The sequence below is a fragment of the Nonomuraea sp. NPDC059007 genome (genome assembly GCF_042740555.1).
In the GTDB taxonomy this organism is placed as follows: Bacteria; Actinomycetota; Actinomycetes; order Streptosporangiales; family Streptosporangiaceae; genus Nonomuraea.
Genome location: NZ_JBHYJD010000015.1, coordinates 214,526 through 228,743, shown reverse-complemented (window position 1 = coordinate 228,743; position 14,218 = coordinate 214,526). Strand labels below are relative to the sequence as shown.

The following is a 14,218-nucleotide window of genomic DNA, read 5'->3' as shown; positions in this document are numbered from 1 at the left end:
GGCGACGGCTCGCCGCCCTCCCATCCGCGTCGCCCTCCTCGACGCTTGTCAAGCGCCGGTGCGGCGAGCACACCGCGCGGACGTGAACGGCGCAACGCGCACGGCGCCCGCCGGCCAGGGCTCGCCACCCTCCCCGCCCGCCTCGCCCTCCCATCCGCGTCGCCCTCCCCGCCGCTTGTCAAGCGCCGGTGCGGCGAGAACCCCACGCGGACGTGAACGGCGCAACGCGCACGGCGCTCAGCTCCGTCCCGCCGCTTGTCTGGCGCCGGTGCGGTGAAAAGCTGAGCGGACGTGTTCGGCGCAACGCGGACGGTCGTCAACGCTTCTGGGTGCGCCGGGCTCCTCGCGTGCTCGTTGTCGCTTGGCTGGGCGGGGTGGCGGGGGCCGGGGGTTGGCTGGTCAGTGGTCTGGGGGGTGGGGGTGGTCAGTAGGGTTGGGGGGTGGACTATCGTGCGGTTGAACGTGCGATCTTGGAGCGGGGCGTCGAGTGGAAGTTCGAGCCGACCCTGGACCGGATCGCGGCTCTCTTGGATCTGCTCGGCTCGCCCCAGCGGGCGTACCCTGTCGTGCATATTGCCGGCACCAACGGTAAGACCAGCACGGCGAGGATGGTTGAGGCGCTGCTGCGGGAGCGGAATCTTCGGGTGGGGAGGTTCACGAGTCCGCACCTGGTGTCGATGCGTGAGCGGATCTGCGTGGATGGCGAGCCATTGAGTGAGGAGCGGTTCGCTGAGGTGTATGAGGAGATCGCGCCTTATGTGGAGTTGAATGACACCACGGGGCGGCGGATCCAGTTCTTTGAGTTGCTGACGGCCATGGCGTTCGCGGCGTTCGCGGATACTCCGGTGGATGTGGCGGTTGTCGAGACGGGGATGGGTGGCACGTGGGATGCCACCAACGTCGTCGACGGGCAGGTGAACATCATCACGCCCATCTCGCTGGACCATACCGAGCGGCTGGGGCCGGATGTCGCGTCCATCGCGGGGGAGAAGGCGGGCATCATCAAGGCCGGCTCCACGACTGTGCTTGCGCAGCAGGAGCTTGAGGCCGCTGAGGTGTTGATGCGGCGAGCTGCTGACGTTGGAGCGGTGGTCGCGCGGGAGGGGCTCGAGTTCGGGGTGCTCAACCGGGAGATCGCCATGGGCGGGCAACTGCTCACCCTGCGCGGGCTCAAGGGGGTGTACGAGGATGTGTATCTTCCGCTGTACGGGGCTCATCAGGCTGGGAATGCCGTCACCTCGCTGGCGGCTGTCGAGGCGCTGACGGCGGGGGACGATCCGCTTGGCATCGAGCTGGTACGGCAGGCGTTCGCCCAGGTGACGTCCCCCGGACGGCTCGAAGTGGTGCGGCGGGATCCGACGGTCGTCATCGACGCGGCGCACAATCCTGGTGGCATGCAGGCCACGCTTGACGGGCTGCACGAGGCGTTCGACTTCGCCAAGGTGATCGGGGTCGTCGCGGTCATGCGGGACAAGGACGTCGCCACGATCCTGGACCTCCTGGAGCCCGTGCTGGAGGAGATCATCGTGACCCGCAACTCCTCGCCGCGCTCCATGGCGCCGGAGGAGCTGGGGGCGCTGGCCGAGGGGTACTTCGGTGCGGATCGGGTGCATGTGGTGGACCGTCTCGACGAGGCCATCGACCGCGGCATCGGGATCGCGGACGCGGAGGGCGAGTTCAGCGGGACCGGGGTGCTGATCACCGGTTCGGTGATCACGGCTGGTGACGCGCGATACCTGCTGAAGGTGGACGGTCAGTGACCCGCCCCACCTGCGCCGCCGGGTTGACCGGCGGCGCGAGCCGTACCCTGTGGTGGGGCGGTTGTGCCGGTGAGAGGGGTGTGAGGTGAGTTTCGTCGTCACGCCGGGCATGCGCAGGCTGGGTGCCAGTGTGCTCGGGATGGAAGCGATCATGGCCGGGCTGATTACGCCCGTGGCGATTACGGTGAGTGGTGTCGCGCCGGCGCTGGCCATGGTGGCGGGACTGGGGCTGGCGGTGCTGTGCATCGTGGCGATCGGGCTGCTCAAGCGGCCTGTCGGGTACGTGGTCGGCAGCCTGGTGCAGGTCTTGGCGATCGCCACGGGGTTCCTTGTGTCCATGATGTTCTTCCTCGGCGCGATCTTCGCGGCGCTGTGGATCACCGCGATATTCGTCGCTCGCCGTGTCGAGGGCGTGACTTCCCGCTAAAGTCGGCCTACATGGCCGTCCCCCCAATCCAGCGGTCCCCGAACGCGGCTGCCGCCGGGCCCACCGCAGGCGCGAAGTTCCCGTGGTTGCTCGACCTCGTGCTCGGGCTGCTCATCGTGGCGGCTCTGCCGCTGGCGATCATCGCGATCCCCAACACCGTCTCCGTCGTCGCCGATCTGCTGCCGGCGGAGATCGACCGGGTCGGGCTGATGCGCGCGCACGGGCTCGCCCTTCCGGCGATGATGCTGACCGTCCCGCTGGCCGCCGTGGCGCTGCGCCGCCTGCGGGTCACGTACGTGCTTGTCGCCGGGCTCGCCCTGCTGGCCGTGGCCGACGCGGCCGGCGGCTACGCGGGCACCTCGTTCATGGTGGGCGTGCTGCGCGTGCTCCACGGTGTCGGCGCCGGCGTGCTGATCCCCGCCACGCTGGTGGCCGCCTGGGGACGTCCGCCCGTGGTACGTGCCGTGTGGGCAGGCATGCTGGCCGTCAGCCTTCTGGCCGCCCAGGCGCTCGCGTTGTGGCCGCTTCACCAGGTCGATCGCTGGCAGGTCACGCTCCAGCCGTACCCGCTGCTGACCGGGATCGCGCTGGGTCTCGCGGCGGCGTACCTGCTGGTCTGGTTGCTGCAGGGTGAGGGCGCGTCGCCGACGCCCCGGGCCAGGGAACGTAGCCGGTTGCTGCTGGCGGCCGTTCCCGCCGCGGGCATCGCGGTTCTCGCCATCAGTACGGCCAGCCAGGACTGGAAGGCCGGGCTGGTGGTGCTGGTCGCCGTGTTGTCCATCGCGGCGCTGCTGGCCCTGGCCACGATCGGGACCGGTGAGAGCCGGACGCTGGCCTACACGTTCGTCGCGATCGGGGTCGTGCTGCTGCCGACCGTGGCGCAGGTGACGTATGTGGAGATGGGCGGGCTCGGCGGGCCTGGGCTGAAGGGGTTGTGGCTGCCGTTCGTGGTGGCCGCGGTGCTGGCGGTCGCGGCCGGGGCCGGGGTGGCGTTGTTCGGCGGGTCCGCGCTGCGGTGGCTGGCGCCCGCCGGGTTGCTGCTGGTCGTGCTGGGGCTGGCCACGGTGCGGCTCATGGTGCCGGCGCCGGAGGGGACGGTGCTGGTGGTGCCGTTCACCCTCATGGCCGTCGGGGCCGCGGTGGCGCTCACCGCGGCGCTGCGGCAGACGAGTGTGGGCGTGGCGCTGTTCGGGCTGGCGTTGTGCTTTCCCGGGGTGCTGTCCGGGTACCTGCTCGGGACCGGGGTCCAGGTCATGATGCTGCGCGGGCAGCGCTCGGCCCAGGGGATCGTGGACGCGTTCGTCGAGGCGTTGCACACGTGGGCGCTGATCGGCGGGTTCCTGACGGTGGCGGTGATCGTGCTGGGGGCGTTGCTGGCTCGGCGGTCGGGCGGGGCCGTTGAGGAGGGTGACGGGTCTGCTGTGGGCGGTGCCGTACCGGATGGGGCTTCTGACGGCGAGGACTCAAGTCTGGAGAAGCGGCCGGGCATCAAGGCCTTCGTGGTGGAGGACGCTCGAAGTGAGATGGATGCCGTCGAGACGGACTCGGAAGACGCTGGGGCGGAGCGGGACGACGCGGGCGGCGTCGGGGCCGCGCCGGCCGACGAGGTGGCGGAGCTGGATGAGGAGGACCGGCCCACGGGGGAGATTCCTCGTGTCGTGCTGCCCACGCCGGTCAACGGGGACTCGCCGGAGACGGCCGATCCCGCCCGGGTGGCCGATGAGCACGACGGGCCGTCGCCCGCGGTGCCGCCGCCCGCTCAGTCGCCCGAGGACAATGAGCGGCCCTGAGTGCCGCGAGAGCAGGGGAACCGTCGCGGGACGGTAAGCTGTGCCGCGTCGCCGCTACGCGAGGACGGAGACCGTCTCGTGGTGCGGACTCGCGGAGCGAATGCTGATGCTCGCCCCCACAAATCCGTTCAAAGGAGAACCTCACGTGTCCGAGCGCACTCTTGTCCTGATCAAGCCTGACGGGGTGAAGCGTGGCCTCATCGGTGACGTGATCGCCCGCGTGGAGCGCAAGGGCCTCAAGGTCGTCGCCATGGACCTGCGCACGCTCGACGTCGACACCGCCAAGGCCCACTACGCCGAGCACTCCGAGCGGCCGTTCTTCGGCGAGCTGGTGGAGTTCATCACCTCGGCCCCGCTGGTGGCGCTGGTGCTGGAGGGGCCGCGTGCGGTCGAGGCGTTCCGGGCGCTGGCGGGGCTGACCGACCCGGTCAAGTCCGCTCCTGGCACGATCCGCGGCGACCACGCGCTGGAGATCGGCGAGAACGTCGTCCACGGGTCCGACTCGCCGGAGTCGGCCGCCCGGGAGATCAAGATCTTCTTCCCGGACCGCTTCTAGCCCCCGGCGCCCCGGTCCCGGCCCGGGCGCCCTGCCCGTCTGCGCCCGCACAGCTCCGTCTGTGCGGGCGTTTTCGTCTTCTCTGGGGTTTGAGGTTTTTTGGGGTTACGGCAAGCCCCCATACCGCCGACCGCCGTCGTGGGCCGGCGGCCTCTTCCGTGCGGCCGGCAGTCGGACGGGGTGCTCGCCGCTACAAAGCACGTCTGGCCGGACGCCGTGGCCTGGCTGAGCGCCGTAGAGGGGCGCCGGGCTCCACCGCGCCACGTCCCGCCGTGCGGCGCCTGAAAGAGCTCCTGGGGCCGTGGGGGTGGGTAGAGCTGAGCGAGGTGGTCCCGGGGGAGGTGCGGAGCAGGTGCGGAACGCGCATGTGCCGGGCGGAGCGGTGCAGGTGGAGCGGGCACAGGTGGGGTGGTGGCGGGGGGCGCGCATGGGGCGGAGGGTGCCGGGTGGGGCTCGTGCAGTGGGGTGCCGGAAGGTGCGCATCGGGCGGCAGATGGCGGGTGGGTTTGGGGCGGTGGGGTGTGTCCGGAGGCGGGATACCGGGTGCGGTGGGTGTTCTGGGGTTTGGCCTTGGAGGGGGTGGGTGTTGGGGCTGGGGTTGGTGGGCGGGGGTGGGTGTCAAAAGGGGGTGATGGCTGGCTATATCGGGCTTGGTGTGGGGGCTATCGAGGGCTGATGGGGTAAAGAGGGCGATACCGGAGGTACGCAAGATTTTTCTGGGACGGTGGTGCTCATTGTGCTCACTGGTGGGTACGTCACGTTACGATTCGAATGCGATCCGTAGTCATCAGTGAAGGACGTTACGGAAGGCTCCGTTCCCCATGGGCAGCAAGCTCGCCTTTCTCGGCCGCGACATGGCGGTCGACCTCGGCACCGCCAACACGTTGGTCTACGTGCGCGGCCGAGGCATCGTGCTCAACGAGCCGTCCGTCGTGGCCATCAACACGGCGACCGGCAAGATCGTCGCGGTGGGCATCGAGGCCAAGCGCATGATCGGGCGGACGCCCGGCAACATCGTCGCCGTGCGCCCGCTCAAGGACGGCGTGATCGCCGACTTCGACGTCACCGAGCGTATGTTGCGCTACTTCATCCAGCGTGTCCACAAGCGCCGCCACTTCGCCAAGCCGCGCATCATCATCGCGGTGCCCAGCGGCATCACCGGGGTTGAGCAGCGGGCGGTGAAAGAGGCGGGGTATCAGGCGGGGGCCAGGAAGGTCTACATCGTCGAGGAGCCCATGGCGGCGGCGATCGGCGCCGGGCTGCCGGTTCACGAGCCGACCGGGAACATGGTCGTCGACATCGGCGGCGGCACGACCGAGGTGGCCATCATCTCGATGGGCGGGGTCGTGACCAGCCAGTCGATCAGGGTGGGCGGTGACGAGCTCGACCAGGCGGTGATCACCTTCGCCAAGAAGGAGTTCTCGCTGATGCTCGGTGAGCGCACCGCCGAGGAGATCAAGATGGCGATCGGGTCGGCGTGCCCGACCTCCGACGAGTGCCACGCCGAGATCCGGGGGCGCGATCTGGTCAGCGGGTTGCCGAAGACGATCGTGGTGTCCGCCGAGGAGATCAGGAAGGCCACCGAGGAGCCGGTCAACGCCATCGTCGACGCGGTGAAGACGACGCTCGACAAGTGCCCGCCGGAGCTGTCCGGCGACCTCATGGATCGTGGCATCGCTCTCACCGGTGGCGGGGCCCTGCTCAAGGGGATGGACGAGCGCATCAAGGCCGAGACCGGCATGCCCGTCCATCTCGTGGAGAACGCGCTCGACTCGGTCGCGCTCGGCTCCGGCAAGTGTGTCGAGGAGTTCGAGGCGCTGCAGCAGGTGCTCGTTCCGGAGTCGCGGCACTGATGAAGGACACGCGCCGCGCCCGGCTCATCCTAGGACTGCTGCTGACGGCGGCGCTCGTGCTCGTGACGGTCGACCACCGCACCGGCGACGGCTCGCCGTTCACGGCGCTCAGGTCGGTGGGCTCCTGGGCCTTCGGCACCGCTGAACAGGGCGCTACCACGCTGGCCAGCCCGGTGACGGGGTTCTTCGGGGCTCTGGCCAACGCCCCGAGTGCCCAGGCGGACATCGAGCGTCTCAAGGCGGACAACGCGCGCCTGCGCGCCCAGATCGCGGCCGGGCGGCTCGACGCCTCGCGCTCGGCGGAGCTCCGGCGGCTGCTCGGGCTGGCCGGGACGGGCGGCTACAAGGTGGTGACGGCCAACGTCGTGGCCAGGCGCGGGCAGCCGGGGTTCGAGGAGGCCGTGGAGATCGACGCCGGCACCGACGACGGCGTACGCGCCGAGATGACCGTGCTCAACGCCGACGGGCTGGTCGGCCGGGTGATCAGGGCGGCGGCGACCACCTCCACGGTGGTGCTGCTCAGCGATCCCGCCTCGGCCACGGGCGCCCGGATGGAAGGCGGCAACGAGATCGGCGTCGTGCACGGTGTGGGGGAGAACGGGCGGCTGGTGCGGTTCCGGCTGCTCGACTCGACCGCGCCGATCAACCGGGGCGCCCGGCTGGTCAGCTTCGGGTCGCAGCGCGGCATGCCGTACGTGCCGGGGGTGCCCGTCGGGGTGATCGAGCGGGTCGAGGCGACACCGGGTGAGCTGACCCGCATCGCGTACGCGCGTCCGTATGCCGATCTGACCGCGCTGGACGTGGTCGGGGTGGTGGTCCAGGCGCCCAAGCGGGATCCGCGCGACGCGGTCCTGCCGGCGAGGGCGAGCGCGCGATGATTCCGGGCCTGGTCGTCGTGGTGGCGGTGCTGTTGCAGCTCATCGTGGTCAACCGGCTGCCGCTGCCCGGCGGCGGGATGCCCGACCTGGTCCTGCTCGCGGTGGTCGGGGTGGCCATGATGCGCGGGCCCGCGATGGGGGCGGCGATCGGGTTCTGCTCGGGGCTGCTGGTGGACGTGGTGCCGCCGACGGCGCACGTGGCGGGGGAGTACGCGTTCGTGCTCACGGTCGTCGGGTTCCTGGCGGGGCGCGGGCTGGGCGGCGTGGTGCCGACGGTGGTGGCCTGCATCCTGGCCGCGCCGCTGCTCGCGGCGGTGGTCGGCGGGCTGGTCGGCGAGCAGGGGGTGACGCTGGCGGCGGTGGCCGTCAAGGCGCCGGTCACGGTGGTCTACACGCTGGTCGCGGCGCCGGTGGTGATCTGGGCGGTGACCCGGGGGAAGCAGCCGAGGTATGCGGTATGAGCAGGATGAGAACCCGGCTGGTCGTGCTGAACGTGCTGGTCGTCACGCTGATCGCGGTGCTGGCCGTGCGCCTGTGGCAGGTCCAGGTGGTACGCGGGATCGAGTACGTCTCGGCGGCGGCCGAGACCAGGACACGCGGCGTGGTGGTGCCGTCGGTGCGGGGGCAGATTCTGGACGCCGCGGGCCGGCCGCTGGTGCGTAACCGGACCGCGCTGGTCGTCTCCGTGGACCGGACCTCGCTGACGCGCATGCCGCGCGGCGGCCAGGAGGTGCTGGAGAAGCTCGCCGCCGTGCTGGGCCGGCCGGTCAAGCTGCTGGAGAAGCGGATCCGGTCGTGCGGGCCGGGGGTGACCAGGCCGTGCTGGCCGGGCTCGCCGTACCAGCCGATTCCGATCGACGAGACGGTCAGCACGCGTGAGGCGCTGCAGATTCTGGAGCGGCAGGAGGAGTTCCCGGGGGTGACCGCGGAGGTGCAGGCGGTCAGGGAGTATCCGCACGGCAAGGCGGCGGCGCAGCTCGTCGGGTATCTGCAGCCGGTCACGCAGGAGGAGCTGGAGAAGCGCGACGGGCTCAAGGCGGCCTTCTCGGGTGTCGACCTGGTGGGGCGGGACGGGCTGGAGTCCGTCTATGACGAGGCGCTGCGGGGCAAGCCGGGGCTGCGCCGGGTCCAGGTGGACAGGCTCGGCAAGGTCATCGGGGTGGAGCAGCAGGTGGCGCCGGTCTCCGGGGACACGTTGATCACCAGCATCGACGGGCGTGTGCAGGCGATCGTGGAGAAGGCGCTCGACGGGGCCATGAAGCGGGCGCCCAAGGCGGACGGCGCGGCCGGGGTGGTGCTCGACGCACGTACCGGGCGGGTGGTGGCGCTGGCCAGCGCGCCCGGCTACAACCCGGCGATCTGGACCGGCGGGATCTCCGAGAAGGAGTACCAGGATCTGCTGTCGGACAAGGCGGGGCGGCCGCTGGTGTCGCGGGCGATCAAGGGGACGTTCGCGCCCGGCTCGACGTTCAAGGTCTCCTCGGTGGCGGCCATGCTGCGCTCCGGCTACCCGCTGAACGGGACCTACGGCTGCCCGGGGTCGTTCATGGTGGGCGACCGGCCGTTCAACAACTTCCGGGGCATCGGTCTGGGCACGCTGAGCCTGCACACCGCGCTGGTCAAGTCCTGCGACACGATCTTCTACAAGTCCTCCTACGAGCAGTGGATCAAGGACGGCGGGTTGCATCCGAAGAAGCCGCCCCGCCAGCCCTTCGAGAACACCGCCAGGGCCTTCGGCTTCGGCCGGCCCACCGGGATCGACCTGCCGGGCGAGTCGGCCGGGCGCATCCCCGACCGCGACTGGAAGAAGGACCTCTGGGGCCAGACCAGCGCCGACAACTGCAAGCGCTCGCGCACCGGCTACCCCGAGGTGAAGAGCGCCTCGCGGGCCGCCTTCCTCAAGCGCCTGGCCTACGAGAACTGCGTCGAGGGCTACCTGCTGCGTCCCGGCGACGCCGCCAACTTCTCCATCGGGCAGGGCGACGTGCTGGTCACGCCGTTGCAGCTCGCCGCCGCCTACGCCGCGCTGGTCAGCGACGGCAGGCTGCGCAGTCCGCGCGTGGCCTGGGCGAGGGTACGGCCGGACGGCACGCTGGTCCAGCGCATCGACCCGCCGGTCACCGGCAAGCTGCCGATCAGCGAGAAGGAACGCGCGTACATCAAGAACGCGCTCAGCCAGGTCGCCTCCGACGGCACCGCGGCCGGGGCCTTCAGCGGGTTCCCCATGGACCAGGTACGCATCGGCGGCAAGACCGGCACCGCGGAGGTGTGGGGCAAGGAGGACACCTCCTGGTTCGCCTCGTTCGCGCCCACCGAGAAGCCGCGGTTCGTGGTGGTCGCCATGGTCTCGCAGGGCGGGATGGGCGGGTCTACGGCGGCGCCGGCCGTTCGGGAGATCTATGAGGGCATCTACGGGATCAAACAGCCGGCCGCGCTGCCGGACGGGAAACCCGTCTCCAAGCTGCCGATGATCGCGCGGGACGGGACGGTCACCCGATGACGGACCGCACGCTGCTGGCCAGGCGCCGCTCGTTCACCACCCGCGCCGTGGGCGCGCAGTCGACCGTGTGGCGGCTCGACGGCGTGCTGCTGGTCTCGGTCGCGGCGTTGTGCGTGATCGGCACGCTGCTGGTGTGGTCGTCCACGCGTACGTGGGCGCCGGGCTCGACGGGGCTGGTCAAGAAGCACGTGCTGAACCTGGCCATCGGGGCGGCGCTGTGCGGGGCGGTGGCGATGATCGACCACCGGCTGCTGCGCGCGTACGCGCCCGTGGTCTACCTGGTGACGCTCGTCGGGCTGGCCCTCGTGGTCACGCCGCTCGGCACCACGGTCAACGGGTCGCACTCGTGGATCATGCTGGGTGGCGGGTTCGCGGTGCAGCCGTCGGAGTTCGCCAAGCTCGGGCTCGTGCTGATGTTGTCGATGCTGCTGGCCCAGCCGGCGGAGGGCACCGATCGGCCGCGCGGGCTGGACATGATGTTCGTGGTGGTCATGGCGGCGATCTCGATGGGGCTCGTCATGCTCCAGCCGGACCTCGGCACCACGCTGGTGCTGGCGGTGATCACCGTGGGCGGGCTGGTGATCGCAGGGGTGCGCAAGCGGTGGATGATCCTGCTCGTGCTCACCTCGGTGGCGGGCGCGGTGGCGGTGTGGATGCTGGATCTGCTGGAGCCGTACCAGGTGGCGCGGTTCACGGCCTTCATCGACCCGAGCGTGGACCCGCGCGGCGTCGGCTACAACTCCACGCAGTCGCTGATCGCGATCGGCTCCGGCCAGTTGTTCGGCAAGGGGCTGCTGGACGGCGGGCAGACGACCGGGCGCTTCGTGCCCGAGCAGCACACCGACTTCATCTTCACCGTCGCCGGCGAGGAGTTCGGCTTTCTCGGCTCGGTGACCGTGGTGGCATTGCTCGGCGTGGTGCTGATCCGCGGGCTGAAGATCGCCCGGCAGTGCGAGGACCGATTCGGGACGCTGGTCGCCGGCACGATCGTGTGCTGGCTGGCGTTCCAGACCTTCGTCAACATCGGGATGACCGTCGGCATCATGCCCATCACCGGGCTCCCGCTGCCCTTCGTCTCCTACGGCGGCACCGCGACGTTCGCGAATCTCATCGCAATTGGGCTGCTACAGGCGATAAGGATCAGGGAACAGGCGTTTAATTAGAGGCATGTTCGTGGCCTACTGCGACGAGTGCGGGGACCGCTTCCTGCTTCCCGCCAGCCACATCGTCGCCGTGCACAATCTCGCCAGCGGCGTCATCGTTGTCGAGCTGACCTGTTACGAGAACCACCGCGTCCTCGTCATGAGCGGAAACGACATCGACATCCAGGGACCTGCCACCGTCTGAGCGCGGATAGGCTTGGACCCATGTCTGTCGAGTCGATTTTCCCACGCCTGGAAGCGCTGCTGCCCAGAGTGCAGAAGCCGATTCAGTATGTCGGCGGTGAGCTCAACTCGACGGTCAAGGACTGGGACGAGGCGGACGTGCGCTGGGCGCTGATGTACCCGGACGCCTACGAGGTGGGGCTGCCCAACCAGGGCGTGGCGATCCTCTACGAGATCCTCAACGAGCTGCCCGAGACCCTGGCCGAGCGCACGTACTCGGTCTGGCCCGACCTCGAGGCGCTGATGCGTGAGCACGGCGTGCCGCAGTTCACCGTCGACGGCCACCGCCCGGTGCGCGCCTTCGACGTGCTCGGCGTCTCCTTCTCCACCGAGCTCGGCTACACCAACATGCTGACCGCGCTCGACCTGGCCGGCATTCCGCTGCTGGCGGCCGAGCGCGGCGAGGACGACCCGATCGTGCTGGCCGGCGGGCACGCCGCCTTCAACCCCGAGCCGATCGCCGACTTCCTCGACGCGGCCGTGCTGGGTGACGGCGAGCAGATCGCCATCGCCATCAGCGAGGTCATCCGCGAGTGGAAGCACGAGGGCAGCCCCGGCGGCCGCGACGAGCTGCTGATGCGCCTGGCCGAGTCCGGCGGCGTGTACGTGCCCAGGTTCTACGACGTGGACTACCACCCCGACGGCCGCATCAAGCGCGTGGCGCCCAACCGGCCCGAGGTGCCCTGGCGCGTCCACAAGCACACCGTCATGGACCTCGACGAGTGGCCCTACCCGAAGAAGCCGCTGGTCCCGCTGGCCGAGACGGTCCACGAGCGGTTCAGCGTGGAGATCTTCCGCGGTTGCACGCGCGGCTGCCGCTTCTGCCAGGCCGGCATGATCACCCGTCCGGTCCGCGAGCGCTCGATCACCACGATCGGCGCCATGGTCGACAACGGCATCAAGGAGTCCGGCTTCAACGAGGTCGGCCTGCTGTCGCTGTCGTCGGCCGACCACTCCGAGATCGGCGCGGTCGCCAAGGGCCTGGCCGACCGCTACGAGGGCACCAACACCTCGCTGTCGCTGCCCTCCACCCGCGTCGACGCCTTCAACATCGACCTGGCCAACGAGTTCTCCCGCAACGGCCGCCGCTCCGGGCTGACCTTCGCCCCGGAAGGCGGCTCCGAGCGCATGCGCAAGGTGATCAACAAGATGGTCACCGAGGAAGACCTCATCCGCACCGTCACCACCGCCTACTCCCAGGGCTGGCGGCAGGTCAAGCTCTACTTCATGTGCGGGCTGCCCACCGAGCGCGACGAGGACGTGCTCGGCATCGCCGACCTGGCCAAGAAGGTGATCCAGGCCGGTCGCGAGGCCACCGGCTCGCGCGACATCCGCTGCACCGTCTCCATCGGCGGCTTCGTGCCCAAGCCGCACACGCCGTTCCAGTGGGCCGCCCAGGCCGACCACGAGACCGTCGACCGGCGGCTCAAGGAACTGCGCGACGTCGTCAGGAACGACCGCCAGTACGGGCGGGCCATCGGCTTCCGCTACCACGACGGCAAGCCGTCCATCGTCGAGGGCCTGCTCTCGCGCGGCGACCGCCGGGTCGGGGCCGTCATCAGGGCCGTCTGGGAGGACGGCGGTCGCTTCGACGGGTGGAGCGAGCACTTCTCCTACGACCGGTGGATGGCCGGCGCCGCCAAGGCGGGCGTGGACGTCAGCTGGTACACCACCCGCGAGCGCGAGGAGAACGAGGTCCTGCCGTGGGACCACCTCGACGCCGGGCTCGACCGCGAGTGGCTGTGGCAGGACTGGCAGGAGGCGGTCAACGAGACCGAGGTCGAGGACTGCCGCTGGACGCCGTGCTACGACTGCGGCGTCTGCCCGACGATGGGAACCGAGATCCAGATCGGGCCGACTGGGAAGAAGCTTCTGCCGCTCACCGTGGTGTGACGCGACACGCGCGGGCGACCGGACGGGCCACGGAATTGGGTCAAGGTTTCGCCGTGACGGCGGGCTGTATGTCCGGCGTGGGAAGCGATCCCCATGATCGGCGCCCGCCCACGTCGGCGGGTGGCGTGGGGATGGCTTCGCCGTAACTCCGGACGAAAGCCATAACGGAGAGCTACCAACATCGGCGCGCATAGAGAACAGCGCGTACAGTCTCCGCGCGAGGCGGCTTATCCTGTGAGGAGGAAACTCTGACACGGGAAGGACGCAACGCTCTGAAACCTGTTCCCGACGGGCCACCGCCCGCGCCCACGGTGCAGCGGCTTCGCGTCCGCTACGCCAAGCGCGGCCGCCTGCGCTTCACCAGCCACCGCGACATCTCGCGGGCCGTCGAGAGGGCGGTCCGCCGTGCCGGTATTCCGGTTGCCTTCAGCGCGGGCTTCTCGCCCCACCCCAAGATCTCCTACGCGGGCGCGGCGCCGACCGGCGTCGCCAGCGAGGCCGAATACCTTGAGATCGGTGTCACGGAGCCGTGTGATCCCGGACGGATCCGCGCCGACCTGGACGCTTCCCTGCCACCCGGTCTCGACGTGCTCGAAGTGGTCGAAGCGCGCTCCGGTGGCCTGGCCGATCGCCTGGAGGTCTCCACGTGGGAGCTGCGGTTGCCCGGCGCGGATCGCGAGCTGGCCGGCGTGGCGGTGGAGAAGTTCCTCGCCGCCGGCACCGTCGAGGTTGAGCGCCTCACGAAGAAAGGCCCCCGCCGCTTCGACGCGCGGGAGGCGGTGCGGATGCTTGAGATCTCCGAGGGAACGGAGAGAACCGCAGCTCAGGTGCCCGGACAGTCGTGTGTCATACTGCGCATGGTTGTTCGGCACGTGACTCCTGCCGTTCGACCCGACGACGTGCTCACAGGATTGCGCCTTGTGGCCGACTTCGCGCCGCCGGTTCCCCCCGAGGTAACCAGGCTGGCGCAGGGGCCGCTGGACGCGTCCGGTGGGCCTGCCGACCCGTTCGACCTTGACCGCGACATCACGCGCGGCGGCGAAGCGGGACCGGCGGGCGAGCACGCCGCCGGATAGGAACCGCCTGGCGGCCCGCCAGGCGTATCCGCTGACAGGACTTGGCGCCAACACCCCATACGGGGCGGGGGCGGACAACGAGACACGAGGGCTCCTGCGC

Annotated in this window: 12 protein-coding genes; all 12 read left to right on the top strand. The window is 70.2% G+C overall.

Annotated elements, in window-relative coordinates; genetic code table 11:
• Window positions 1–440 precede the first annotated feature (440 nt).
• The 12 genes from ACFWY5_RS25960 (at window position 441) to ACFWY5_RS25905 (ending at window position 14,118) form a co-directional block, all read left to right on the top strand.
• Complete coding sequence (locus ACFWY5_RS25960; protein WP_379628004.1) at window positions 441–1,760, top strand: bifunctional folylpolyglutamate synthase/dihydrofolate synthase; 1,320 nt, start codon at window positions 441–443, stop codon at window positions 1,758–1,760.
• A gap of 85 nt (window positions 1,761–1,845) precedes the next feature.
• Complete coding sequence (locus ACFWY5_RS25955) at window positions 1,846–2,187, top strand: DUF4233 domain-containing protein (RefSeq protein WP_379628006.1); 342 nt, start codon at window positions 1,846–1,848, stop codon at window positions 2,185–2,187.
• Window positions 2,188–2,198: 11 nt separating this feature from the next.
• The gene (locus ACFWY5_RS25950) at window positions 2,199–3,977 is read left to right on the top strand and encodes a hypothetical protein (protein WP_379634888.1); all 1,779 of its coding nucleotides are present in this window, start codon (window positions 2,199–2,201) and stop codon (window positions 3,975–3,977) included.
• Window positions 3,978–4,122: 145 nt separating this feature from the next.
• Entirely contained in the window at window positions 4,123–4,533 is a 411-nt protein-coding gene (gene ndk / locus ACFWY5_RS25945) for a nucleoside-diphosphate kinase (RefSeq protein ID WP_157246518.1), read from the top strand.
• Between the two features lie 821 nt (window positions 4,534–5,354).
• A complete protein-coding gene (locus ACFWY5_RS25940) occupies window positions 5,355–6,386 on the top strand; it encodes a rod shape-determining protein (protein WP_184973123.1) in 1,032 nt (343 codons plus the stop codon).
• Window positions 6,386–7,264, top strand: coding sequence for a rod shape-determining protein MreC (gene mreC, locus ACFWY5_RS25935; RefSeq protein WP_379619164.1), 879 nt, complete (start codon window positions 6,386–6,388; stop codon window positions 7,262–7,264). The genes ACFWY5_RS25940 and mreC overlap by 1 nt, the downstream gene beginning before the upstream one ends.
• A complete protein-coding gene (gene mreD, locus ACFWY5_RS25930) occupies window positions 7,261–7,725 on the top strand; it encodes a rod shape-determining protein MreD (protein ID WP_379634885.1) in 465 nt (154 codons plus the stop codon). Before mreC ends, mreD begins: the two co-directional genes overlap by 4 nt.
• Entirely contained in the window at window positions 7,722–9,764 is a 2,043-nt protein-coding gene (mrdA, locus tag ACFWY5_RS25925; protein ID WP_379619168.1) for a penicillin-binding protein 2, read from the top strand. The genes mreD and mrdA overlap by 4 nt, the downstream gene beginning before the upstream one ends.
• The gene (rodA, locus tag ACFWY5_RS25920) at window positions 9,761–10,927 is read left to right on the top strand and encodes a rod shape-determining protein RodA (protein ID WP_379619170.1); all 1,167 of its coding nucleotides are present in this window, start codon (window positions 9,761–9,763) and stop codon (window positions 10,925–10,927) included. Before mrdA ends, rodA begins: the two co-directional genes overlap by 4 nt.
• A 4-nt stretch (window positions 10,928–10,931) precedes the next feature.
• Window positions 10,932–11,111 carry a hypothetical protein gene (locus tag ACFWY5_RS25915; RefSeq protein ID WP_379634883.1) on the top strand — a complete coding sequence of 60 codons (180 nt, stop codon included), beginning with the start codon at window positions 10,932–10,934 and terminating at the stop codon, window positions 11,109–11,111.
• A 20-nt stretch (window positions 11,112–11,131) separates the two neighbouring features.
• Window positions 11,132–13,042 carry a TIGR03960 family B12-binding radical SAM protein gene (locus tag ACFWY5_RS25910; RefSeq protein ID WP_379634881.1) on the top strand — a complete coding sequence of 637 codons (1,911 nt, stop codon included), beginning with the start codon at window positions 11,132–11,134 and terminating at the stop codon, window positions 13,040–13,042.
• Between the two features lie 311 nt (window positions 13,043–13,353).
• Window positions 13,354–14,118 (top strand): TIGR03936 family radical SAM-associated protein, encoded by a 765-nt coding sequence (locus ACFWY5_RS25905; RefSeq protein ID WP_379619176.1) that lies wholly within the window; start codon window positions 13,354–13,356, stop codon window positions 14,116–14,118.
• The last annotated feature ends 100 nt before the right edge of the window (window positions 14,119–14,218 follow it).

Bases quoted from the DNA above. Each gene is read 5' to 3' on its own strand.
- mrdA (WP_379619168.1), top strand. From the start codon at position 7,722: ATGAGCAGGATGAGAACCCGGCTGGTCGTGCTGAACGTGCTGGTCGTC.
- ACFWY5_RS25940 (WP_184973123.1), top strand. From the start codon at position 5,355: ATGGGCAGCAAGCTCGCCTTTCTCGGCCGCGACATGGCGGTCGACCTC.
- ACFWY5_RS25910 (WP_379634881.1), top strand. From the start codon at position 11,132: ATGTCTGTCGAGTCGATTTTCCCACGCCTGGAAGCGCTGCTGCCCAGA.
- mreC (WP_379619164.1), top strand. From the start codon at position 6,386: ATGAAGGACACGCGCCGCGCCCGGCTCATCCTAGGACTGCTGCTGACG.
- rodA (WP_379619170.1), top strand. From the start codon at position 9,761: ATGACGGACCGCACGCTGCTGGCCAGGCGCCGCTCGTTCACCACCCGC.
- mreD (WP_379634885.1), top strand. From the start codon at position 7,261: ATGATTCCGGGCCTGGTCGTCGTGGTGGCGGTGCTGTTGCAGCTCATC.
- ACFWY5_RS25915 (WP_379634883.1), top strand. From the start codon at position 10,932: ATGTTCGTGGCCTACTGCGACGAGTGCGGGGACCGCTTCCTGCTTCCC.
- ACFWY5_RS25950 (WP_379634888.1), top strand. From the start codon at position 2,199: ATGGCCGTCCCCCCAATCCAGCGGTCCCCGAACGCGGCTGCCGCCGGG.